The sequence below is a fragment of the Herbaspirillum sp. alder98 genome (genome assembly GCF_020179755.1).
Lineage (GTDB): Bacteria > Pseudomonadota > Gammaproteobacteria > Burkholderiales > Burkholderiaceae_D > Herbaspirillum.
This window is the reverse complement of sequence record NZ_JAIUCY010000015.1, coordinates 1-22268: the sequence shown is the minus strand read 5'-3', so window position 1 is coordinate 22268 and position 22268 is coordinate 1. Positions and strand designations below refer to the sequence as shown.

The window sequence follows — 22268 nt, the reverse complement described above, 5'->3', positions numbered from 1 at the left end:
TTTCAGTGCGCCGCTGTTGCGGGTTTTGGGCGTGTCGGCGGCAAATCTGGTTACACTGACGGCAAACTATAACCTTCAGAGACCGCCGGCATGAACGCTCCCGTCACTCCCTCCTTCGCGCCGGCCCGCCAGCGCGAGGTCGTCGACGCCCTGCGCCGGGTTGTCCCCGCGCAATGCGTACTGTTCGACGAAGAAGATACCCGCCCCTATGAATGCGACGGCCTGGCGGCCTACCGCCAGTTGCCCATGGCCGTGGTGTTGCCCGAGAACGAGGCGCAGGTGGTGGCGATCATGCGCGCCTGCCTGGCGCTGAAGGTGCAGATCGTCCCGCGCGGCGCCGGCACCGGCCTGTCCGGCGGCGCCATGCCGATTGCCGATGGCGTGGTGTTGTCCACCGCCAAGTTCAATCGCATCATCAGCATGGACAAGTATTCGCGTACCGCGGTGGTGCAGCCGGGCGTGCGCAACCTCGCCATCTCCGATGCCGCCGCGCCCCATGGCCTGTATTACGCGCCCGATCCGTCATCGCAGATCGCCTGCACCATCGGCGGCAACGTGGCCGAGAACTCGGGCGGCGTGCATTGCCTCAAGTACGGCCTGACGGTGCACAACGTGCTGCGCGTGCGCATGGTCACCATCGAGGGCGAAGTGGTCGAGCTGGGCAGTGGCGCGCTGGATGCGCCGGGCCTGGATCTGCTGGCCGTCTTCATCGGCTCCGAAGGCATGCTGGGGGTGGTCACCGAAGTCACCGTCAAGCTGGTGCCCAAGCCGCAGCAGGCGCGCGTGATCATGGCTTCCTTCGATGACGTGGTGAAGGGCGGTAATGCCGTGGCCAACGTGATTGCCGCCGGCATCATCCCGGCCGGACTGGAGATGATGGACAAGACCAGTTCACGCATGGTCGAGCCGTTCGTCAAGGCCGGCTACGACGTCGACGCCGAAGCCATCCTGCTGTGCGAGTCCGACGGCACCGCCGAAGAGGTCGAGGAAGAAATCGGCCGCATGACCGAAGTGCTCAACGCCAGCGGCGCCATCGCCATCGCCTGCTCGCAGACCGAAGCCGAGCGCCTGCGCTTCTGGTCCGGTCGCAAGAATGCCTTTCCGGCGGCGGGCCGCATCTCGCCCGACTATTACTGCATGGACGGCACCATCCCGCGCAAGCGCCTGGCCGAAGTGCTGCTCGGCATTGCCGCCATGGAAAAGAAGTACCACCTGCGCTGCGCCAACGTGTTCCATGCCGGTGACGGCAACCTGCATCCGCTGATCCTGTTCGATGCCAACCTGGCCGACGAATTTCATCGTGCCGAATTGTTCGGCGCCGAGATCCTGGAACTGTGCGTCGAGGTCGGCGGCACCATCACCGGCGAACATGGCGTGGGCATCGAGAAGATCAATTCGATGTGCGTGCAGTTTTCACCGGCCGAGCGCGAAGCCTTCTTCAAGCTCAAGCGGGCCTTCGATCCGGCTTTCCTGCTCAACCCCGACAAGGCCATTCCAACCCTGCACCGCTGCGCCGAGTACGGCAAGATGCATGTCCAGCGCGGCCAGTTGCGTCACCCCGATTTGCCGAGATTCTGACGATGGATGCCCAATTGATTGACAGCTTCCGCGCGCGCATCGCGCAAGGTCGCCCGCTGCAGATTCGTGGCGGCGGCACCAAGGACTGGTATGGCCAGGCGCCGCGCGGAGAACTGCTCGACACCCGCGCCCACAGCGGCATCATCGATTACGAGCCGACCGAGCTGGTGATCACCGCGCGCAGCGGCACCACCCTGGCCGAGATCGATGCCGCGCTCGACGCCAATGACCAGATGCTGGCCTTCGAGCCGCCGCGTTTCGGTGGCGCGGCCACCCTTGGCGGGATGGTCGCCGCCGGCCTGTCGGGACCGGGCCGGGCGGCTGCAGGGGCGGTGCGCGACTTCGTGCTGGGCGCGGTGTTGATGGATGCCCAGGGCGAGCAACTGCATTTTGGCGGCCAGGTGATGAAGAACGTCGCCGGCTATGACGTCTCGCGCCTGCTGGCCGGGTCGCTCGGCACGCTGGGCCTGATCCTGCAGGTGTCGCTGAAGGTGTTGCCCAAGCCCATGGCCAGCAGCACCCGCGTGTTCGATATCGACCAGGCCGGTGCATTGCGCCTGCTCAACCAGTGGGGCGGGCAACCGCTGCCGCTGGTGGCCAGCGCCTGGACCAACAATGTGCTGACCATTCGCCTGGCGGGCGCGCGGGCGGCGGTCGACGCTGCCGTGACGCGGCTCGGCGGCAGCGAGCTGGCCAATGGCGACGATTTCTGGCGCGACCTGCGCGAGCAGCAACACGCCTTTTTTGCGCAGCCCGAACAGGCCCTGTGGCGCTTGTCGTTGCCGTCGGTGGCGCCGCCGCTCGCGTTGCCGGGCGCGCAACTGATCGAGTGGGGCGGCGCGCAACGCTGGTTGCGCCCGGAGCCGGGACTGGAGACGGCCGCCATTCGCGCCGCCGCCGTGGCCGCCGGTGGTCACGCCAGCCTGCATCGTGGCGGTGACAAGCAGGTGGGCGTATTTCATCCGTTGTCGCCGGCGGTGCTGGGTATCCATCGCCGGCTCAAGACCCAGTTCGATCCGCAGGGGATTTTCAATCCTGGGCGGATGTTCCCCGACCTGTAGCCAGGCATCGTCACCAGCCAACAGAACAGAACATGCAAACCAACCTAGCCGATTTCATTCGCGACACCGCCGAGGGGCAAGAGGCCGACGCCATCCTGCGCAGTTGCGTGCATTGCGGTTTCTGCACCGCCACGTGTCCCACCTATCAATTGCTGGGCGACGAACTCGATGGCCCGCGCGGACGCATCTACCTGATCAAGCAGGTGCTCGAAGGCAAGCCCGCCACGGTCTCGACCCAGACCCATCTCGACCGTTGCCTGACCTGCCGCAACTGCGAATCGACCTGCCCCTCGGGGGTGCAATACGGTCGACTGATCGATATCGGCCGCAAGGTGGTCGAGCAGCAGGTGCCGCGCCCGTTGTCGCAACGGCTGGTGCGTGCCGCACTCAAGGAAGCGCTGCCGCGCAAGTGGATCTTCCGTCCCGCCATGAAGGTCGGACAAGCCATGCGTGCGTGGCTGCCGCCGGTGTTGCGCAACAAGGTGCCGCAGCCGCAGCCGGCCGGTCGCTGGCCGAGCGCATCCCACGCGCGTCACATGCTGTTGCTGGAAGGTTGCGTGCAGCCATCGATGTCGCCCAACATCAACAGTGCCACCGCGCGCGTGCTCGATGCGCTGGGTGTGCAGTTGATCGTGCCGCCCAAGGCCGGTTGCTGCGGCGCGATTCGTTTTCACATGAATGACCAGGAAGGCGGCCTCGACGACATGCGGCGCAACATCGATGCCTGGTGGCCCTATGTGGATGGCAGCGCCGGCGTGAAGGCCGAAGCGATCGTCATGAACGCCTCCGGTTGCGGGGTTACCGTCAAGGATTACGGGCACCTGTTGCAGCACGATCACGCCTACGCCGAAAAAGCGCGCCGCATCTCGCACCTGACCCGCGACATCAGCGAAATCCTGCCCGAGTTCGAGCAGCAACTGGTGCAGAAGCTGCGGGCGCCGGCCGGCGCGCGCGTGGCCTATCACCCACCGTGCACGCTGCAGCACGGCCAGAAGATCCGGGGCCGGGTCGAAGGCATCCTGCGGGCCGCCGGCGTCGATGTACAACTGTGCGCCGACAGCCATTTGTGCTGCGGTTCGGCCGGTACTTACTCGATACTGCAGCCTGAACTGTCCTATCAGCTACGCGACAACAAGCTCAGGAATCTGGCCGCGATCAATCCGGAAGTGATCGTCAGCGGCAACATCGGCTGCGTGACGCATCTGCAGTCAGGCACCGACACGCCGGTGAAGCACTGGATCGAACTGATCGATAGCGCCCTGGCGCCCAACTGATCGCCACCCACTTTTACTTGCGCTCGCGCCAGACCGTCACCGCCACCATCACGGTGGTGGTGCACAGGATGGTGACCAGGCTCATCGCCATGCCCTGGCCGACCGAGCCCTGCTCGAACTGGCGCCAGATGAACAGCGACGAAGTCTGCACGCCGGTCGGCGCCAGCAGCAGCGACGCCACCAGTTCGCGCGAGGCCACCGCAAACACCAGCAGCATCGACGCCGCCAGGCTGGGCAACAGCAGCGGCAGCAGGATGCGCCACAGCGTGGCGGCCAGGCTGGCGCCGTGCACCCGCGCGGCAGCTTCCATGTTGTCGCCGATCTGGGCGAAGGCGGCGCTGGCATAGCGCACCGGATAGGGTAGCAGCAGGCAGCAATACGCCAGCAGCAGGATGGCCCAGGTGTTATAGGGAGAAGCGGGCCAGAACGACTGGTTCCACGCCAGGATCAGGCCGACCCCGACCACGATGCCCGGCAAGGTATTGGGCATCACCGACAGGGCGTCCAGCAGGCGCCTGCCACGCATGCGCGTCTTGACTACGCAATAGGCGGTGAGCAGGCCGAGCACGCCGGTGATGAGAGCGGTGGCGCTGCCCAGCGCCAGGCTGGTGCCGAGCGCATTGAGAGCGCCGCTTTGGTCGCCGAAGATCGCGACAAAATTGACCAGCGAAAAATTGTCCACATGCATGCCGCCCGACAGGGTGCGCATGAAGGCCGTCGCGGTGATCGAAGACAGCGGCGCGACGGTAGCGATAGTGGCCACCACGGCAAACAGCGCTGCCGCCGGCCAGCGCCAGTATCCCAATGACCTGCGGCTGGCATCGGACGGCTTGCCGTTGACCGTTTCGTAGGTATGGCGCGACTGGATCCGGTGTTGCAGCCAGTAGGCCAGCATCGCCATCAGCACCAGCACCACCGACAACGTGGAGGCGCCGGGCAGGTCGATCGGCCAATCCGAGAAGCGCCGCTCAATCCCGGTCACCAGCACAAAGAAGCCGGCGTGGGAGGCCAGCGCCGCCGGCGTGCCGTACTCTTCGATGGCCATCGCAAAGACCAGCAGCAGGCTGGCGGCGATGCCGGGCGTGGCCAGCGGCAGCGTGACCCGCACAAAGGCGCGCCAGGGCGTGGCGCCGCACACGCGTGCGGCATCGGCCAGGCGTGCGCCAGACGCTGCCACGCTGCGTGACACCGCAAAATAGACTACCGGGAAGACGTTCATGGTCATCACGAACACCACGCCGGGGAAGGAAAACAGGAACCCCGCCGCCTGCACGCCGCTGAGTTGCTGCACATATCCCTGCGGTTGCAGCAGCATGATCCAGCCGAGCGCGGCGATGTAGGGCGGGATCATGAACGGCACCAGCAGCAGCAAATCCCACAGCGGCCCCAGCGGCAGCAGGAACAGCCCCCGCAATGCCCCCAGCGGAATACCGATGGCGGCGCTGGCCAGCACCACGCACAGCCCCAGGCGCAGCGTATTGAGGCTCAGGCCCAGCATGTCGGGATCGCTGAAGATGGCGCCCAGGTGCGACAAGGGCGCGGCCAGCGAGCCCTCCGAAAGCTGCGGGAAGATCGCCTGCAGCAGTACGAAGCCCAACGGCAGCGCGACCACGATCAACAATGCCGCGACCACTGCGGCGCCCAGTGCGCCCTGGCTGCGAATGGCTTGCACGGCTTACTTGCGCCCGAACAGCGACGAGAAGCGATGCAGCAGCGCCGCGCGCGAGGCAACATTGGCCGCGTCCGGCGACTCCGGCAGGAGCTTGATGTCTTTCAGCGCCGGGCGCTGGATGGCAATGTCGGCCCGTGCCGGAATCAGGTAAGCCTCGGCCACCCGCGCCTGGCCCTGTGGCGACAGCACATAGTCGATGAACTTGCGGGCGTCGTCGGGGGTCTTGCTCGACTTGAGGATCATCATCGGGCGCGGCGCGATCACGGTGCCGCTCCGGGGGAAGATCACCTCGACGCTTTCACCCTTGGCCACATTGCCCAGCGCCACATAATCGACCGCCCCGAAGACCGCCGCGCGCGAACCCTGCAGCACCGGGTTCATGGCTTGCGCATTGGGGCCGGCGATGATCATGCCGTTCTCCTTCAAGGCCTTGAACAATTGCCAGGCGCGCTCGTTCTGGCGGCTTTGCAGGCCGGACAGCAGATCCAGCGAAGCGCCCGACTGGGCCGGGTCCGGCATGGTGACCTTGTCCTTGAAGGCCGGCAGGGTCAGGTCGCTCCAGTCGGCCGGACGCGGCGTGCCGCTCTTGCTGTTCCAGACGATCGACAGCGCCGACAAGGCTTGTGCGACATAGGCCGGTTGCTTGTACTGGGCGGGCACCTGGGCCGCGTTGGCGCTCTGGAACGGCAGCAGCCAGCCACGGCGGTCGAGATCCTGGGCGCTGTCCCACGAGGCCGAGATGACGACATCGGCGCGCGGGTTGCTGGCTTCGGCCTGCAGGCGCGCCATGACCTTGCCGGTATCGGCCTGGAACACATCGACCTGGATGCCGGTGGCCTTCTTGAAGTCCGCTGCGAGCGTATCGATCAGCTTGCCGGGACCGGCGCTGTAGACGGTCAGTGCCAGGGCGTTGTGCGAAAGGAAAAGGGCCGCGACGGCGGCCGCTATCTTCAGCGGTTTTTTATGGTTCAGCATGGAGGTTTCCGAATAAGGGAGAGGTACGATCAGGCTGCCTGCGGCAGCCAGCGCAGGCGCTGCCAGTCGAGCGCGAGTTCGACCGTGCGACCGGTGTCGAGGCGGCTGTCGGTGGCCAGCATCAGGCCCTGTGGCGCTTCGCTGGCCACGATCTGCGTCAGCAGCCGACCCTGGCGCAGGCGCTGGTGCATCACCGTGCCGCGCAGGTCGCCCTGGGTCGCCGCCAGCGACAGCGCCGCGTGTGGAATGAAGAGGTGCTGATCGGCGCCGCCGGCCGGCAGTGCCGCATGCCATGCCGGTGGCACGTGGGCCGCCGACAGCAGCGTGCCCAGCTTGAGAAAATCAGCCACCAGGGTGCTGGCCGGGGTGGCCATCAATTGTTCGGGCGTGGCCAGTTGGTGAATCCGGCCGCCATGCATGACGGCGACCTGGTCGGCCAGGGCAAAGGCTTCGTCCTGGTCGTGCGTGACGTAGACCGCGGTGGTGCCCATCTGGCGCAGCAGCACGCCGATCTCGTGGCACAGGTTCTCGCGCAGTTCGCGGTCGAGATTGGACAAGGGCTCGTCGAACAGCAGCACCTGGGGCCGCGCCACGATGGCGCGCGCCAGTGCGACCCGTTGCTGCTGCCCACCCGACAGGCTGGATGGCTGGCGCTGCTCGAAGCCGGCCAGGCCGACCGTCTCCAGCGCCTGCGCCACATTGGGGGCCGCCGCGCGGCGCGACACGCCGCGCATTTCGAGCGCGAACGACACATTGCGGCCGACCGTCATGTGCGGCCACAGGGCGTAGTCCTGAAACACCATGCCCAGCGCCCGTCCTTCGGGCGGCACGAAGCGGCCGTCACCGGCCACCACGTTGTGCCCGAAGCGGATGCTGCCCATGCCGGGCTGCACCGGCAACAAGCCAGCCAGCAGCTTGAGCAGCGTGGTCTTGCCGCAGCCCGACGGACCCAGCAGGGCCAGCACCTGGCCTGCCTCAAGTTGCAGGTCGATACCGGCCAGCACGGTATTGTCGCCAAAGCGCTGGACCAGCCGCTCGACGCTGATGGCCGTGCCGCGCTGCACGCGTTCGCCAGGTTTGCTCATGCCGTGCCGATCAGAACGTGTGGCGGATACCCGCCATGGTGCCGAACTGGTTCGAGCCGGCGGCGATATCGGTACCGAAACCGTTCACGCCCAGGTTCGAGCCGTTCTTGTTCCACACATACGAATTGATCAGGTACAGGTCGGTGCGCTTGGACAGCGAATACTTGACCATGGTGATGATCGAGGTCGGATCCTGGTTCGAGCGCTTCACATCGGTGTGGTACAGCGACGCCGACAGTTGCAGCGGCTGGCTGACCTGGTAGCTCATGCCGATCCAGCTGACATCGGAGCGGATGCTGGTGGCCGGCGCGGTCTTCTGACGGCGCACCAGGTAGCCACCCAGCACTTCCGCCGCGCCGATCTTGTAGCGTGCGCCGAAGGTCAGGTGACGGTCGGTGTTGCCCGACAGCGCTGCGGTCTGGCCATTCTTCTGGTCATACACCAGGCCGGCCTTGAAGCCTTCGCCCAGGTACTGGCCGCCGAAACCGTATTCGCGACCGGCGGCGCTGCTGCCGGCCACTTCGCCGCCCTTGGTGCTGTCGAAGCCGGTGCTGTAGTAGGTCGACAGTTCGAAGGCGCCGACCCGGCCGGTGTACTTGACGGCATTGTCGATACGGTCCGAGAAGGCCGCATCATGCACCTTGGACGACCAGGTGGCGTTGTCCATGGTGTTGTACTTGCTCATCCATTCCAGCATGAGGCTGTTCTGGCGACCGATCAGCAGGCTGCCCCAGCTGCCCTGCAGGCCAACATAGGATTGGCGACCGAACAGGCGACCGCTTTGCAGCGCGGTGCCGTTGTCTACCGAGTAGCCGTTCTCGAGAACGAACACGGCCTGCAGGCCGCCACCCAGATCTTCGGTGCCGCGAAAACCGATGCGCGAACCCGACAGGTTGCCCGAGCTGATGCGCGACACCGAACCGGCGGCCGATGCGTGGTTGATCACTTCCAGGCCGGAATCGACGATACCGTAGATGGTCACGTTCGATTGTGCGGCAGCCTGGCCACAGGCCAGTGCGGCGCCGATGGCAAGCGTGGTGATGGCGAATTTGTTCTTGGTCTGCATGTTGGGTATCCCTCGATGAATTGATTATTCTTGATGTCGGGGATGTCACGCGTCCCCCGACAAAGGTCGCGAGATTAGAGACAAATTATTTCCACCTCGTGACACTCCGGCAAGGTGTCGATTTGTCGCCACGGTGTCGTGGCGCCAGTCGGGATCACGAATAAAAGCGAATGAAATCGGCGCCGTTTACACGTGCGCGGCTGACATCGTGCGAGATGCGCGATTAATGAAACGAGCAGGGCGATCGTGCCTCGGTGCGGCCGGGCTTGTGCCCGACGATCTTGACGATGCCGCCCAAGATCAATAAGCTTCGTCCTTTTTTATCGCTCGTCGAGAAAAATCAGTCCATTTCCAGGTGGAAATCTCATGCATCAAGACGTGGGACGCCAGGGCAGCGGACATTCGACTCAAGCGCGCACCACGTTCCCGCATCGCCAAAGCGGGGCAGGAGATTCCATGAAAAAACGCATTCCCCCCGCCGTCATTATCTTCATCGCGATGCTGCTGGGCATCCTGGTGGGTTATCTGATCTTCTCGCATACCGATAAAGCGCATGCCAAGGAATTGGCGGGCTATATCTCGATCATCTCCGACATGTTCCTGCGGCTGATCAAGATGGTCATCGCGCCGCTGGTGTTTTCGACCCTGGTGGTCGGTATTGCCCACATGGGCGATGCCCGCTCGGTGGGCCGCATCTTCGCCAAGTCGCTGAGCTGGTTCTTCCTGGCTTCGCTGGTGTCGCTGGCGCTGGGCATGGTCATGGCCAACCTGTTGCAACCGGGCGCCGGGGTCGCACTGCCGCCGCCGGATGCGGCTGCCGCCGGCCTGGCCACCAGCAAGTTCACCCTGAAGGAATTCTTCAACCACCTGGTGCCGCGGTCGGTGGCCGAGGCCATGGCGCAGAATGAAATCCTGCAGATCGTGGTGTTCTCGATGTTCTTCGGTGTCGCCCTGGCGGCCCTGGGCGAGCGCGGCAAGAACCTGCTGGCGGTGGTCGACGATCTGTCGCACGCCATGCTCAAGATCACCGGCTACGTGATGAAGATGGCGCCGCTGGCGGTGTTTGCCGCGATGGCCGCGACGGTGGCCATCAATGGCCTGGAGATCCTGCTCAGCTTCGCCGTCTTCATCCGTGACTTCTATTTCTCGCTGGCGCTGTTGTGGGTGTTGCTGATTGGGGCCGGCTTCGTGTTCCTGCGCGGGCGCATCATGCATCTGCTGGTCTTGATCAAGGAACCGTTCCTGCTGGCGTTCGCCACCGCCAGCTCGGAGGCGGCCTATCCCAAGCTGCTGGATGCGCTCGACCGTTTCGGTGTGAAGCGCAAGATCTCCAGTTTCGTCATGCCGATGGGGTATTCGTTCAACCTCGACGGCTCGATGATCTACTGCACCTTCGCCACCATGTTCATCGTTCAGGCCTACGGCATGGAGTTGTCGCTGACGACGCAGATCACCATGATGGCGGTGCTGATGCTGACCTCCAAGGGCATCGCCGGCGTGCCGCGGGCGTCACTGGTGGTGATTGCCGCCACGCTGCACCAGTTCAATATCCCCGAAGCCGGATTGCTGGTGATCCTGGGTATCGACACCTTCCTCGACATGGGCCGCTCCGCCACCAACGCAGTGGGCAACTCGATTGCCTCGGCCGTGGTGGCCAAATGGGAGGGCGGGCTGTTGTCGGAAGAAGAGGCAAGCGCGGCCGAACGCGAGATCGAGCGCGAAGCCGAACTCAAGTTGCACGCATGATCGAAGGACGCCTCAGGGCGTCCTTCTTTCTTTTCAGGCTGGCGTATCAGGCCGGAAGCGCCTGGGCCACCTTGGCCGGAATCCATTCCTGCAAGGTGATTTCGATGGTGATGAACGACAGGTTGGCGCCGCGCACGAAACGCCCGGCAAAGATCTTGCCATCGGTGTCGGCCACTACGCCCTGTAGCGGATTGGGATTGGACTTGGCGTCGGTAAACCCGATCTCGCCGAAGACATTCAGTATCTCTACGCCGGGGCCATTGACTTCCATCCGGCGCGCGCCGTTCTGGCCCGCATACTGCAGGTGGGCATCGATCAGGCTGCCGATGGCGCCGCGCACGATGGCACGTTGCATGCCATGCTGCAGGCACAGCGCCTCGACGCTTTCGGTCAGGTCCTGGTTGGGTTTCAGGCGCGCCATCACCAGCTTGCCGAGGGTGCCTTCTTCAACCTGGATGTCGTTGTCTGTATCAATGTCGGTGGTGTTGTTTGCGATGGTCGAGGTCGTCATCATCATTCCATGGGTGTCGGATGCAATAGACTGAATAGCGTCTCTTCATCGCTGTTGACGACGAAGGCGCCTTGTGAAAACAGGCACAGGCGGATGATGAGCGGATCGTCGCCCACCTCCACCGTGTCGAGCAGCAGATGGCCACCGTGGATGGTGCCGTCGCCGTCGATGAAACCCGAGTGGCAATGCAGAAGGATCTTGCCTTCCTGGTTCTGGCCCACCGTGATGGCGCCGGTCACGAAGGTAATCGTGCCTTGCAACACATACGGTGGGCCGTAATCATAGGGACGATTGTCGTCGCGGGTGCTCTCGATGCGGTGATAGTGCAACGCGCGCGCGGTGCCGCCGCACATGCGACCGACCCCGCCGCGTTGTCCATAGCGGGCCAGTACGCGCCGCAAGGCGTCGCCCACCCTGGTGCCCGGTTGCAGCGTGATGCGCAGTTCTTCGGCCGGATTGGCCTCCAGGTCCAGCGTGCGCGGATAGCTTGGCTGGCCTGCATGAAGAAACTTGCGCACTTCGACGAAGCCGGGGTGACCGTCAGCCGGTTTGCTCGACAGTTTCATAGACGATATTCTCCCTTTTCCTCCAGCAGTGACTTGATCTGTTTCTTGACGATCTTGCCGTAGCCCGACTTGGGCATGGTTTCCCAGAAGACGAAGCGACGCGGCCACTTGTACTTGCCGATGCGTTCTTCCAGGTGCGCCAGCAAGGCGTCGCCATCGACCTGCTGGCCGGGCTTGGCGACGATCACCGCCAGGCCGCTCTCGCCCCACTTGGGGTCCGGCACGCCCAGCACCGCCACTTCCGACACCGCCGGGTGCGTCAGCAGCGCTTCTTCGATCTCGCGCGGATAGACGTTGGAGCCACCCGAGATGTACATGTCCGACGAGCGGCCGGTGATATAGAGGAAACCTTCCTGGTCGACATGGCCCAGGTCGCCGGTATGGAACCAGTCGTACTTGAAAGCCTTGGCATTGGCCTCGGAGTTGTTGTGGTAACCCATGAATACGGCTGGCCCGCGCACGCAGATCTCGCCGGTCTCGAAGGGCGCCAGCTTGTGGCCGTCGTCGTTGAGGATGGCGATCTCCATGCCGGTGCGCGGCATGCCGCAACTGCCGACCCGCGCCTGTGGATGGGCGTCATCCTCCTGGTGCATGTAAGGCGGCAGGAAGGTGATGTTGCCGGTCACTTCGCCCAGGCCGTAATACTGCACCAGGACCCGCCCCAGCTTCTTGAGCGCATAGACCTGGTCGGCCCGGTACATGGGCGCGCCGGCGTAGATCACATGCTTCAGCGAGCTGTGGTCGTAACGGTCCACCGATTCATCCTCGACCAGGATCTTGACGATGGTCGGCACCGTGAACATGTTGTCCACGCGGTATTTCTCGACCAGTTGCCAGGCTTCTTCCACCACCAGCCGCTCGCTGGCCAGCAGGATGCTGGCCGCGCCACGGGCTGTGTTGATCACGGCGTGGATGCCGGCGCCATGCGACAGCGGCGCCACCACCAGCGAACGCGACTCGTGGTTCAGGCCCGGCATCAGGTCGGCCAGGTGATTGGTCACCACGAAGGCCATCTGGCCATGCGAGAGGATGCCTGCCTTGGGGTGTCCGGTGGTGCCGGAGGTATAGAAGAACCAGAGCGGGTCTTCGTAATCGACCTCGACTTCATCGAAGGCCGCGCCGGTGGCGTCCGACACCAGCGCCTCGAAATCGAGTTCGCCGGCGCGCGGCTCGCGCAGCGCCACCACATGCTTCAAGGCCGGCGAGGCAGCCTTGACCGCATCCACGTAATGGCTGAAACCGTGGTCGTAGATCATCACCGAGGCGCCGCTCGACTGGCCCAGGTAAGCCGCTTCAGGCGGCGTGATGCGGAAGTTGGTGGGGACCCACACCACGCCCAGCTTGAAGGCGGCCCAGGCGCTCTCGAAGATCTGCTGGTTGTTGCGCGAATGGACCAGCATCTTGTCGCCCTTGACCACCCCGCGCGACGCCAGCGCATGCGCCAGCGCATCGACCCGGTCGTTGATCTGTCGCCAGGTGACGATGCGGTCGTCGCCGTTGGCCTCGGCGCGGCTGAGGATCAGGCCGGGCTGGTCGGGAAAGCGGCGCGCCACATCCGATAGCAGGCGGCCCAGGTTCATGACTTTCTTTAACATCGTCTCACTCGTTCTCTAAGAATTTGGCGTGGCTGGAATTATTCTTCTGGCCGACGCCGCCGGCGTTGTCCGGACGGCGTCGTGGCCGTGCTCAATGCACGCGTTCCAGGATGCTCACGTAGTTGGCGACGGCCGCGCCGCCCATATTGAATACGCCGACGTGGCGGGCATTGGCGATCTGCATGTCGCCGGCATCGTGTGCGGCCTGCATGGCCGCCATCACGTGCATCGAGACCCCGGTGGCGCCCACCGGATGGCCCTTCGACTTGAGGCCGCCCGACGGATTGACCGGCAGCTTGCCGTCCTTGGCGGTGACGCCATCGAGGATCACGCGCGCGCCCTGGCCGTGCGGCGCCAGCCCCATCGCTTCGTATTCCAGCAGCTCGGCGACGGTGAAGCAGTCGTGGGTCTCCACCAGCGACAGGTCGTCCAGAGTCAGGCGCGCTTGCCCCAGGGCGGTCTTCCAGGCCAGCTCGGCGGCTTCGAAACGGGTGGCGTCGCGGCGCGACAGCGGCAGGAAGTCATTGATGTGCACCGCCGCGCGGAACTGCACCGCACGTGGCATCGACTTGGCGACATCGGCAGCACTCAAGACCAGCGCGGCGGCGCCGTCCGACACCAGCGAGCAGTCGGTGCGCTTGAGCGGGCCGGCCACGAACGGGTTCTTGTCGGACACATTGCGGCAGAAGTCGAAACCGAAATCGCGGCGCATGTGCGCATACGGATTGGCCATGCCGTTCTTGTGGTTCTTGGCGGCGATCATCGCCAGCGCATCGGACTGGTCGCCGAAGCGGTCGAAATAACTTTGTGCGATCTGGCCGAATACGCCGGCGAAGCCACCGGGGATGCCGGCCTCTTCCTTGGCGTAACACGCCTTCAGCAAGACCTCGCCCACCTGCGGCGTGGCCAGCTCGGTCATCTTCTCGAAGCCGATCACCAGCACATGCTTCGATTCGCCGGCCTTGATCGACTGCAGCCCTGAATGGATCGCGGCCGAGCCGGTGGCGCAGGCGTTCTCGACCCGCACGGCGGGCTTGAAGCGCAATTGCGGCAAGCTGTTGAAGACCAGCGAAGAGGGGAAGTCCTGATACAGGAATCCGGCATTGAAGGTGCCGATGTGGACCGAGTCGATGTCTTCCGGTTGCAGTCCTGCGTGTTCGATGGCGGCCTTGGCGACCTGGCCGATCAGGACTTCGGGATCGATGCCGTCGAGCTTGCCGAATTGGGAGTGGTGCCAGCCGGTAATGCAGGGAGAGGATGCAGTCATGTGATGTCCTTATAAGACTTGAGACTCGATTGAGGTCGGAGCATCGGCGCGCCCGGATCAAGGCGACCCGCCCCGTTTAACACAACCCCCAATGCAAAAACGGTGCCACGCCTGCGCGCCGATGCCGACGCGGCGGTGTGGCCGCTGGCGAAGATCGCGCGCAGGCGCATGACGGGGGCGTTGCGCTGACGATAGCATGATGGCGCCTTCGATTTATGCTGCGCTGCGGTCGCTGCAGTGCGTCATGAAATCAGTCCGACAGGTGTGCATCCGGTGCGACAGTGCTGCGACACAAATGCGACAGGTGTCGCATCCGCGGCGGCCGCTTCAAATGTCGTCGGCGGCTCTTGTGCTGCTCCTGCGTTATCGCAGAGAATACAGGCGCAGTGCGGATCTCAGGGGAGGGCGCGCCAGCTTGCCGAGGCATCGTCGGCGGCATGGCATTCAAATTGCTCTGGAGTCGTACAGGCAGTGTTGTTACCAGGAACGGCGGTTGCGTCATGCGCATCCAGTCGCGCCGGATTTCAGCAATTTTCAATTAAAACAAACAGGAGACAAGCAGATGGGACAACCCACTGGCAAGATCACGCGTCGTCATTTTCTGAAGACTGCATCGGTAGCATCGGCAGCCGCCGCGACCGGCCTGTACGGCACCTCGGCACATGCGGCCGAATTCACCCTGAAGTACGCCAACAACCTGCCGGTGTCGCACCCGATGAACACGCGCGCCAAGGAAATGGCGGCCAAGATCTCGGCCGAATCGAAGGGTCGCATCGAGTTGCAGCTCTACCCTAACAATCAGCTCGGCACCGACACCGACATGCTGTCGCAGGTGCGCGCTGGCGCCATCGATTTCTTTACCCTGTCGCCGCTGATCCTGGGCACGCTGGTGCCGGCCGCGCAGATCAGCGGCATCGGTTTCGCGTTCAAGGATTACAGCCAGGTATGGGCCGCCATGGACGGCGAGCTCGGCGCGCATGTGCGCAAGCAGATCGAAGGCAAGTCGACCCTGTTCGCGTTCGAGAAGATCTGGGACAACGGCTATCGCCAGATCACCAACAGCACGCGCCCGATCAAGACCGCCGACGACCTCAAGAGCATGAAGCTGCGGGTGCCACCGAGCCCGCTGTGGACCTCGATGTTCCGCGCCGTCGAAGCGGCCCCGACCTCGATCAACTTCGCCGAAGTGTATTCGGCGCTGCAGACCCGCATCGTCGAAGGACAAGAGAACCCGCTGGCCATCATCTCCACCGCCAAGCTGTATGAAGTGCAGAAGTTCTGCTCCATCACCAACCACATGTGGGACGGCTTCTGGTTCCTCGGCAACAAGAAGTCCTTCGAGCGCCTGCCCAAGGACCTGCAGGACATCATGACCCGCAACATCAACGAAGCCGGCCTGAACCAGCGCGGCGACGTCAAGAAGCTCAATGATTCGCTGGTCGGCGAAATGAAGGGCAAGGGATTGACCTTCAACGATACCGACAACGAATCGTTCCGCGCCAAGCTGCGCAGCGCCGGTTTCTATGCCGAATGGCACAAGAAGTTCGGTGACGAGCCATGGGCCCTGCTGGAGAAGTACACCGGCAAGCTGGCCTGAAACGACATCGCTGGAGGTTGATGATGGAAGCTGCAATGACTTACCGCGAGCCGGTAAACATGAATCCGGCTGCCCGTGCGCTGGTGGGGCTGAACCGCCTCGTCATGCACGTGGTCGGCGCCGCTGCGGCGGCGCTGGTGGTGGCCGAAACGGTGGTCCTGCTGACCGGCGTGATCTATCGCTATGCGCTGCACGATCCCTTGATCTGGTCGGATGAACTGGCCTCGATCCTGTTCATCTGGCTGTCGATGCTGGGCGCGGTGCTGGCGCTGGATCGCGGTGAGCACATGCGGCTGACCGCCATCATCAACAAGATGTCGGAGAAGGGCCGTATCTGGCTCGAGACGGTGGCCGCGCTGGTGGTGTGCATCTTCGTGCTGATGGTGATCCACCCCGCGGTGGATCACGCGGTGGAGCAGATGGCCATCACCACGCCGGCCCTGGAAATCCCCGACGGCCTGCGCGCTGGCGCCTTGCCGGTGGGGGCGATCCTGATGCTGCTGGCGGCGGTCTCGCGCATGGCATCGGTGACCACCCTGCGCCTGCTGGGTTCGGCGCTGCTGGTGGTGGCGCTGATCGCCGGCGGCCTGTGGCTGGCCAAGCCCGCCCTGCTGGCCATGGGCAACTACAACCTGATCGTGTTCTTCGTGGTGCTGATCGGATTGTGCGTGGCTGGCGGCATTCCGATTGCCTTCGCCTTCGGTACCGCCACCATGGCCTATCTGGCATTGGCCACCAATGCGCCGCTGATGATCGTGGTCAGTCGCATGGACGAGGGCATGTCCAGCCTGATCCTGCTGTCGGTGCCGCTGTTCGTGCTGCTGGGTTCGCTGCTGGAGATGAGCGGGCTGGCCAAGACGCTGATCGATTTCATGGCGTCGCTGCTGGGCCACGTGCGGGGCGGCTTGCAATATGTATTGCTGGGCGCGATGTTCCTGGTGTCCGGTATTTCCGGCTCGAAGGCGGCCGACATGGCGGCCATTGCGCCGGCGCTGTTCCCCGAGATGAAGAAGCGCGGCTCCAAGCCTGAAGAGCTGGTGGCGTTGCTGTCTTCATCCGGCGCCATGACCGAAACGATTCCACCGAGCCTGGTGCTGATCACCATCGGCGCAGTGTGCAGCGTGTCGATCACGGCGTTGTTCATCGGCGGCCTGATGCCGGCGGCCATCGCCACTATCGCTATCGCCGTCGTCTGCTGGATGCGTGCGCGTCGCGAACCGATGCCTGACGTCAAGCGCGCGCCGCTGTCGCTGATCATGAAGACCCTGATCGCGGCGATTCCTGCGCTGGCGCTGCCGATGCTGATCCGGGTGGCGGTGATCGAAGGCGTGGCCACCGCGACCGAAGTGGCGACCATCGGCGTGGCCTATACCATCGTGGTGGGACTGGTGATGCACCTGTTCATGAAGCACCTCGACTTCAAGCGCCTGTATCCGATGCTGATCGAAGCGGCGGCGCTGTCGGGCGCGATCCTGCTGATCATCGGCATGGCCACGTCGATGGCCTGGGCGCTGACGCAGTCGGGCTTCTCGGCCAAGCTGGTGTCGCTGATGCAGGGCGTGCCGGGCGGTGGTGTCGGTTTCCTGCTGATCACGATTGTCATCTTCATCGTGCTGGGCAGTCTGCTGGAAGGGATTCCCGCCATCGTGCTGTTCGGTCCACTGCTGTTCCCGGTCGCCCGTTCGCTGGGCGTGCACGACGTGCACTACGCGATGGTGGTGATCCTGGCGATGGGCATCGGGCTCTTCGCGCCACCGTTCGGGGTCGGCTTCTATGCCGCCTGCGCCATCGGCAAGGTGTCGCCGGACGGCGTGTTCAATCGCGTATGGGGTTACCTGGCGGCGCTCGTGGTGGCGTTGCTGGTGGTGGCCTTCGTGCCATGGATTTCCATCGGCTTCCTCTGATCTATCTTGCCTAGCTAGCACTTCAAAAGCGGCGGCCCCTCCATTCACCGGGGCCGCCCACATCCTCGGAGACAACATGAATCAAAGCGATAGCGGCGCCCGCGTGGCGCTCGTGACGGGCGGAGCCATGGGCATTGGCGCGGCCATCAGCAGCCAGTTGGCCGCGCGGGGTTACACCGTGGTGGTCGCCGACATCAACCTCGACGCCGCCCAGGCCACGGCCGCCGCGCTCGAGGCACAAGGCCATCGCGCCGCGGCCCTGCGCATGGACGTGGGCAATCCGGAGTCGATCGCGCAGGCCTTCGCGGACCTCGATCGCGACTACGGTCGTTGCGATGTGCTGGTCAACAATGCCGGCATTGCCAACACCGTGTCGTTCCTCGATTTTCCCGTCGATACCTGGCAGAAGACCATCAACATCAACGTCACCGGCGTGCTGGTCGCCGGGCAGCATGCCGCGCGCCTGATGCTCAGGCACAAGTGGGGACGCATCATCAACATCTCGTCCATCTCGGGCATTCGCGCCGGCGCCGGGCGCACCGCCTATGGCACCTCGAAGGCGGCCGTGATCGGCCTGACGCGGCAGATGGCGATCGAACTGGCCGAGCACGGCATCACCGTCAACAGCGTCGCGCCCGGTCCGGTGGACACGCCGATGACGCAGGCGCTGCATTCCGATGCCACCCGCGAAAGTTATTACCGGCTGGTGCCGATGCGCCGCTACGGCAGCACCGACGAGATCGCCAGCGCGGTCAGTTTCCTGGCGGGCGACGAGTCGTCCTATATCACCGGCCACGTGATTCCGGTCGATGGCGGTTTCGTCGCCGGCGGCGTATTGAGCATCTGAGGAGCCCACATGAACAAGCAGATGCAGGACAAGGTCATCATCGTCACCGGCGCCGGTTCGGTGGGTGAAGGCTGGGGCAACGGCAAGGCGGCAGCGGCTTTGTATGCCCGCGAGGGCGGCAGGATCCTGGCGGTGGATCGCAGTATCGAAGCGGCGCAGCAGACGCGCGACATCATTCGCTCGGAAGGCGGAATCTGCGAAGTGCTGGCTGCCGACGTATCGAAGTCGGCCGACGTGAAAGCGATCGCCGAAGCCGCCATGGACCATTTCGGACGGGTCGATGTATTGCATAACAATGTCGGCATCGCCGAGACCGGCGGGCCGGTCGAGACCAGCGAGGAAAGCTGGAACCGGCTGGTGGCGGTCAACCAGACCAGCCTGTTCCTGACCCACAAGTATGTGTTGCCGATCATGGAGGCGCAGCGCCGGGGCGCCATCGTCAATATCTCGTCGTTGGCAGCGTTGCGCTGGATCGGCTTTCCCTATCTCGGTTATACCGCCACCAAGGCGGCGATCCTGGCGTTCACCAAGAACGTGGCGATGCAGTATGCGCCGCTGGGTATTCGCGCCAATTGCGTGCTGCCGGGCTTGATGGATACGCCGATGATCCGTGAACCGCTCAAGGCCGCCTACGGTGGCGACATCGAGGAAATGCGCGCCAAGCGCCACGCCCAATGCCCGATGGGCTTCATGGGCGACGCCTGGGATGTGGCGCATGCCTCGCTGTTCCTGGCCTCGGACAATGCCCGCTATATCACCGGGCTGGACCTGATCGTCGACGGTGGCTTGTCGTTGCGGTGTAACTAGGGCCTGTTCAGATTTAATGTGAGCAGGCCCTATGACGCCAGCGGCCGCAGCTTGCGCCAGACCTCCACTGCCGTATCGGCAAAGGTCCTGATGCAGGGGTTGCTGTTTTCGCGGTTCCAGATCACGGCTACCTCGACCATCGGCGCATTGATGAGGGGCTTGAACACCGTGGTGTCCAGGTGCATCGCTTGCATCGAGGTCGGCACCAGCGCCACCCCCAGGCCTTCGCCGACCAGGTTGACGATGGTCTGCTGCAGGTTGGCCTCGAGCCGGATGGTCGGGCGAAAGCCATTGGCCCGGCAGTGGCTGACGATGATGTCGAACACCACCGGCGCAATCGGGCGCGGAATGCTGATGAAGGGATCATCGGCCAGTTGCGCCACCGAAATGGCCGCCTGCCCGGCCAGGCGATGGTCGCGCGGCAACACTGCCAGCAACGGTTCGGCGTAGATGGTATGGCTGTCCAGGCGGGTGCAGTCTTCCGGGCGGTACATCACGCCGACATCGACCTTCTCATCCTCGATGTCGGTCGCCAGCAGGTTGGGCACGTATTCGGTCAGCCGCATGTCGACCTCGGGATAGGCGGCCGAATAGTGCCGCGTGACCGATGGCAGGATGTTGTAGGCCGACGACATCATGAAGCCGACCCGCAATGCGCCGCTTTTGCCGGTGCTCGATGAGGCGGCATTGCGCTTGGCGCGCTCCAGTGCCTTGAAAATTTCTGTGGTGTCGCGATAAAAATATTTGCCGGCCGGCGTCAGCTGGATGGCCCGTTTGCTGCGGTCGAACAATTGTGCGCCGAGCTCCTTCTCGAGCGCTGCAATCTGCCGTGTGAGCGGTGGTTGCGAGATATGCAACAGCTCCGCAGCGCGTCCGAAATGCAATGTTTCTGCTACGGTGCGGAAATAAGTGAGGTGTCTCAATTCGATCATTTCATACCTTCAAGGTATTGATTCTGTTCGAATATTGTATTGGAAGTTATTAGATTGTCTCGATATTCTTCGACGCAGAGGTGGCAAACTTGCGACCGCCTCGCAGCCGGTTGCCGCGCCAAAAGCGTGTCTCGCCGCGACAAGAAGAAAAAGCAGTTCAAGACAGGAGACAATCATGCCGACACAGACGGTAGAACACCCTTTGACCAACGTCAGGACCGCACGACCCTCTTCCCCCGCAGCTTCTTGCGCTTATCGCGGCATCGACCAGTTGTCGGGTGATGACCCGATCATGTTCGACCTGATCGAACGCGGCAAACGCCTGATCGATCGCGGCATCCCGGTATTGATCCTGGGTGAAACCGGCACCGGCAAGGAATATCTGTCACGTGCATTGCATGCCTATAGCGCCCGTCGCGCAGCGGCATGGGTGGCGGTCAACTGCGCCTCGATTCCCGAGAGCCTGGCCGAGAGCGAACTGTTCGGTTATTGCAAGGGCGCGTTTTCGGGCGCCTTGCCGGGCGGCATGAAGGGCAAGGTTCAACAAGCCGATGGCGGCACCTTGTTCCTGGATGAAATCGGCGACATGCCGTTTTCACTGCAGACGCGCTTGTTGCGGGTGCTATCCGAACGCGAGGTGATTCCGCTGGGTGCGATGCGCCCGGTGCCGGTCGACCTGCAGCTGATCTGTGCCACCCACCAGGACCTCAAGGCGCTGGTCGCCGACGGACGTTTCCGCGAGGATCTTTATTACCGTATCGCCGGCGGCGTATTGCGCTTGCCGTCGTTGCGCGAGCGCACTGATCGCCGACGCCTGGTCATGCAGATGATCGCCGACGAATTGCAGCTCGACGATGCCGAAGAGGCCGCGCAAGCGCCGATCGCGCCGGTTGCGCTGCAGCGCATGCTGGCCTATGCCTGGCCCGGCAACCTGCGTCAGATGCATGCGGTGGTGCGTTATAGCTGCGCCGTGATGAACGGCGCACGGATCGAGCTGCATGACCTGCCGGAAGAATTGATGCAATCCATGGCCGGCGAGACGGCAGCATCCGCTCTCGCCGCTCCCGCCCGTCCGCTGCAGCCACAAGCTGTGGTGGTCAGGGTGCCCGGTGACGCGTTGCGGGACGAACGCAATCGGGTGATCAATGCGCTGGTCGGCAGTCGCTGGAACATCTCGGCCGCGTCGCGGCAACTCGGGATGTGCCGCGCATCGCTGTACCGCAAGCTGCGCCAGCTGGACATTCCGCATGTGCGCGATCAGGGGTTGCCGGCGTACGCGGCAGCCTGACGCGCCATTATTTATTTCCCTCATCAGCCGGGCATGGGCCCGGCGCAATTCATTAGGAAGAGCATGAAAGTTTTTTACGACAAAGACGCAGACCTGTCCCTGATCAAGAACAAAAACGTGACCATCATCGGTTACGGTTCGCAAGGTCACGCACACGCGCTGAACCTGAAGGATTCGGGCTGTAAGGTGACGGTGGGTCTGCGTCGCGACGGCGCCTCCTGGAGCAAGGCCGAGAAGGCCGGCCTGAAGGTGGCAGAAGTCAACGATGCGGTCAAGGAAGCCGACGTCATCATGATCCTGCTGCCGGATGAAAACATCGGCCAGGTGTATGCGGAAAACGTCGCGCCATACGCCAAGCAGGGTGCCACGCTGGCGTTCGCCCACGGCTTCAACGTGCACTACGGCCAAGTCGTGCCGCGCGCCGACCTGGACGTGATCATGATCGCCCCGAAGGCGCCAGGCCACACCGTGCGTTCGACCTACAGCCAGGGTGGCGG

General features: G+C 63.9%; 19 protein-coding genes. 10 read left to right on the top strand and 9 right to left on the bottom strand.

The window, feature by feature from the left end:
* The first annotated feature begins 90 nt into the window (after window positions 1-90).
* The 3 genes from LBW87_RS22610 to glcF are packed head-to-tail and all read left to right on the top strand — an operon-like array spanning window position 91 to window position 3913.
* Window positions 91-1578 carry an FAD-linked oxidase C-terminal domain-containing protein gene (locus LBW87_RS22610; protein ID WP_225203735.1) on the top strand — a complete coding sequence of 496 codons (1488 nt, stop codon included), beginning with the start codon at window positions 91-93 and terminating at the stop codon, window positions 1576-1578.
* 2 nt (window positions 1579-1580) lie between these two features.
* Complete coding sequence (gene glcE / locus LBW87_RS22605) at window positions 1581-2639, top strand: glycolate oxidase subunit GlcE (protein WP_225203734.1); 1059 nt, start codon at window positions 1581-1583, stop codon at window positions 2637-2639.
* Between the two features lie 32 nt (window positions 2640-2671).
* A complete protein-coding gene (gene glcF, locus LBW87_RS22600) occupies window positions 2672-3913 on the top strand; it encodes a glycolate oxidase subunit GlcF (RefSeq protein WP_225203733.1) in 1242 nt (413 codons plus the stop codon).
* Window positions 3914-3926: 13 nt separating this feature from the next.
* Here the strand turns inward: glcF and LBW87_RS22595 are convergent, their stop codons facing one another.
* From LBW87_RS22595 to LBW87_RS22580, 4 genes are read right to left on the bottom strand one after another with little or no spacing between them, the layout of a single operon-like run.
* Window positions 3927-5585, bottom strand: coding sequence for an ABC transporter permease (locus LBW87_RS22595; RefSeq protein WP_225203732.1), 1659 nt, complete (start codon window positions 5583-5585; stop codon window positions 3927-3929).
* A 3-nt stretch (window positions 5586-5588) separates the two neighbouring features.
* Window positions 5589-6560, bottom strand: coding sequence for an ABC transporter substrate-binding protein (locus tag LBW87_RS22590; protein ID WP_225203731.1), 972 nt, complete (start codon window positions 6558-6560; stop codon window positions 5589-5591).
* A 29-nt stretch (window positions 6561-6589) separates the two neighbouring features.
* A complete protein-coding gene (locus LBW87_RS22585) occupies window positions 6590-7645 on the bottom strand; it encodes an ABC transporter ATP-binding protein (protein WP_225203730.1) in 1056 nt (351 codons plus the stop codon).
* 10 nt (window positions 7646-7655) lie between these two features.
* Entirely contained in the window at window positions 7656-8711 is a 1056-nt protein-coding gene (locus LBW87_RS22580; RefSeq protein WP_225203729.1) for a porin, read from the bottom strand.
* Between the two features lie 456 nt (window positions 8712-9167).
* Here LBW87_RS22580 and LBW87_RS22575 point away from each other — a divergent pair, with 456 nt between their 5' ends.
* Window positions 9168-10457: a dicarboxylate/amino acid:cation symporter gene (locus LBW87_RS22575; RefSeq protein WP_225203728.1), complete on the top strand. Its 1290-nt coding sequence runs from the start codon at window positions 9168-9170 to the stop codon at window positions 10455-10457.
* Window positions 10458-10503: 46 nt separating this feature from the next.
* On the opposite strand, the gene LBW87_RS22570 is transcribed toward LBW87_RS22575, so the two are convergent.
* From LBW87_RS22570 to LBW87_RS22555, 4 genes are all read right to left on the bottom strand, one after another.
* Entirely contained in the window at window positions 10504-10968 is a 465-nt protein-coding gene (locus LBW87_RS22570; protein WP_225203727.1) for a PPC domain-containing DNA-binding protein, read from the bottom strand.
* Between the two features lie 2 nt (window positions 10969-10970).
* Window positions 10971-11534 (bottom strand): PCC domain-containing protein, encoded by a 564-nt coding sequence (locus tag LBW87_RS22565; RefSeq protein ID WP_225203726.1) that lies wholly within the window; start codon window positions 11532-11534, stop codon window positions 10971-10973.
* Entirely contained in the window at window positions 11531-13129 is a 1599-nt protein-coding gene (locus tag LBW87_RS22560; RefSeq protein ID WP_225203725.1) for an acyl-CoA synthetase, read from the bottom strand. Before LBW87_RS22560 ends, LBW87_RS22565 begins: the two co-directional genes overlap by 4 nt.
* A gap of 91 nt (window positions 13130-13220) precedes the next feature.
* The gene (locus LBW87_RS22555; protein ID WP_225203724.1) at window positions 13221-14396 is read right to left on the bottom strand and encodes an acetyl-CoA acetyltransferase; all 1176 of its coding nucleotides are present in this window, start codon (window positions 14394-14396) and stop codon (window positions 13221-13223) included.
* Between the two features lie 562 nt (window positions 14397-14958).
* On the opposite strand from LBW87_RS22555, the gene LBW87_RS22550 reads away from it, so the two are divergent.
* The 4 genes from LBW87_RS22550 (at window position 14959) to LBW87_RS22535 (ending at window position 19551) form a co-directional block, all read left to right on the top strand.
* Window positions 14959-15993: a TRAP transporter substrate-binding protein gene (locus LBW87_RS22550; RefSeq protein ID WP_225203723.1), complete on the top strand. Its 1035-nt coding sequence runs from the start codon at window positions 14959-14961 to the stop codon at window positions 15991-15993.
* A gap of 20 nt (window positions 15994-16013) precedes the next feature.
* Window positions 16014-17897: a TRAP transporter large permease subunit gene (locus LBW87_RS22545; RefSeq protein ID WP_225203722.1), complete on the top strand. Its 1884-nt coding sequence runs from the start codon at window positions 16014-16016 to the stop codon at window positions 17895-17897.
* Between the two features lie 76 nt (window positions 17898-17973).
* Window positions 17974-18744 carry an SDR family NAD(P)-dependent oxidoreductase gene (locus tag LBW87_RS22540; protein WP_225203721.1) on the top strand — a complete coding sequence of 257 codons (771 nt, stop codon included), beginning with the start codon at window positions 17974-17976 and terminating at the stop codon, window positions 18742-18744.
* Between the two features lie 9 nt (window positions 18745-18753).
* Window positions 18754-19551 carry an SDR family NAD(P)-dependent oxidoreductase gene (locus tag LBW87_RS22535; RefSeq protein WP_225203720.1) on the top strand — a complete coding sequence of 266 codons (798 nt, stop codon included), beginning with the start codon at window positions 18754-18756 and terminating at the stop codon, window positions 19549-19551.
* 29 nt (window positions 19552-19580) lie between these two features.
* Here LBW87_RS22535 and LBW87_RS22530 read toward each other — a convergent pair whose 3' ends face one another.
* A complete protein-coding gene (locus LBW87_RS22530; RefSeq protein WP_225203719.1) occupies window positions 19581-20483 on the bottom strand; it encodes a LysR family transcriptional regulator in 903 nt (300 codons plus the stop codon).
* Window positions 20484-20658: 175 nt separating this feature from the next.
* On the opposite strand from LBW87_RS22530, the gene LBW87_RS22525 reads away from it, so the two are divergent.
* Window positions 20659-21771 (top strand): sigma-54-dependent Fis family transcriptional regulator, encoded by a 1113-nt coding sequence (locus tag LBW87_RS22525; RefSeq protein ID WP_225203718.1) that lies wholly within the window; start codon window positions 20659-20661, stop codon window positions 21769-21771.
* 63 nt (window positions 21772-21834) lie between these two features.
* A partial coding sequence (locus tag LBW87_RS22520) for an NAD(P)-binding domain-containing protein (protein ID WP_225202280.1) occupies window positions 21835-22268 on the top strand: 434 nt, incomplete at its 3' end.

Excerpts from the sequence above, each read along its gene's own strand:
- glcF (WP_225203733.1), top strand. The coding sequence starts at position 2,672 with ATGCAAACCAACCTAGCCGATTTCATTCGCGACACCGCCGAGGGGCAA.
- LBW87_RS22570 (WP_225203727.1), bottom strand. The coding sequence starts at position 10,968 with ATGACGACCTCGACCATCGCAAACAACACCACCGACATTGATACAGAC.
- LBW87_RS22565 (WP_225203726.1), bottom strand. The coding sequence starts at position 11,534 with ATGAAACTGTCGAGCAAACCGGCTGACGGTCACCCCGGCTTCGTCGAA.
- LBW87_RS22550 (WP_225203723.1), top strand. The coding sequence starts at position 14,959 with ATGGGACAACCCACTGGCAAGATCACGCGTCGTCATTTTCTGAAGACT.
- LBW87_RS22555 (WP_225203724.1), bottom strand. The coding sequence starts at position 14,396 with ATGACTGCATCCTCTCCCTGCATTACCGGCTGGCACCACTCCCAATTC.
- LBW87_RS22580 (WP_225203729.1), bottom strand. The coding sequence starts at position 8,711 with ATGCAGACCAAGAACAAATTCGCCATCACCACGCTTGCCATCGGCGCC.
- LBW87_RS22585 (WP_225203730.1), bottom strand. The coding sequence starts at position 7,645 with ATGAGCAAACCTGGCGAACGCGTGCAGCGCGGCACGGCCATCAGCGTC.
- glcE (WP_225203734.1), top strand. The coding sequence starts at position 1,581 with ATGGATGCCCAATTGATTGACAGCTTCCGCGCGCGCATCGCGCAAGGT.
- LBW87_RS22540 (WP_225203721.1), top strand. The coding sequence starts at position 17,974 with ATGAATCAAAGCGATAGCGGCGCCCGCGTGGCGCTCGTGACGGGCGGA.
- LBW87_RS22535 (WP_225203720.1), top strand. The coding sequence starts at position 18,754 with ATGAACAAGCAGATGCAGGACAAGGTCATCATCGTCACCGGCGCCGGT.
- LBW87_RS22530 (WP_225203719.1), bottom strand. The coding sequence starts at position 20,483 with ATGATCGAATTGAGACACCTCACTTATTTCCGCACCGTAGCAGAAACA.
- LBW87_RS22590 (WP_225203731.1), bottom strand. The coding sequence starts at position 6,560 with ATGCTGAACCATAAAAAACCGCTGAAGATAGCGGCCGCCGTCGCGGCC.
- LBW87_RS22545 (WP_225203722.1), top strand. The coding sequence starts at position 16,014 with ATGATGGAAGCTGCAATGACTTACCGCGAGCCGGTAAACATGAATCCG.
- LBW87_RS22560 (WP_225203725.1), bottom strand. The coding sequence starts at position 13,129 with ATGTTAAAGAAAGTCATGAACCTGGGCCGCCTGCTATCGGATGTGGCG.
- LBW87_RS22525 (WP_225203718.1), top strand. The coding sequence starts at position 20,659 with ATGCCGACACAGACGGTAGAACACCCTTTGACCAACGTCAGGACCGCA.
- LBW87_RS22575 (WP_225203728.1), top strand. The coding sequence starts at position 9,168 with ATGAAAAAACGCATTCCCCCCGCCGTCATTATCTTCATCGCGATGCTG.
- LBW87_RS22610 (WP_225203735.1), top strand. The coding sequence starts at position 91 with ATGAACGCTCCCGTCACTCCCTCCTTCGCGCCGGCCCGCCAGCGCGAG.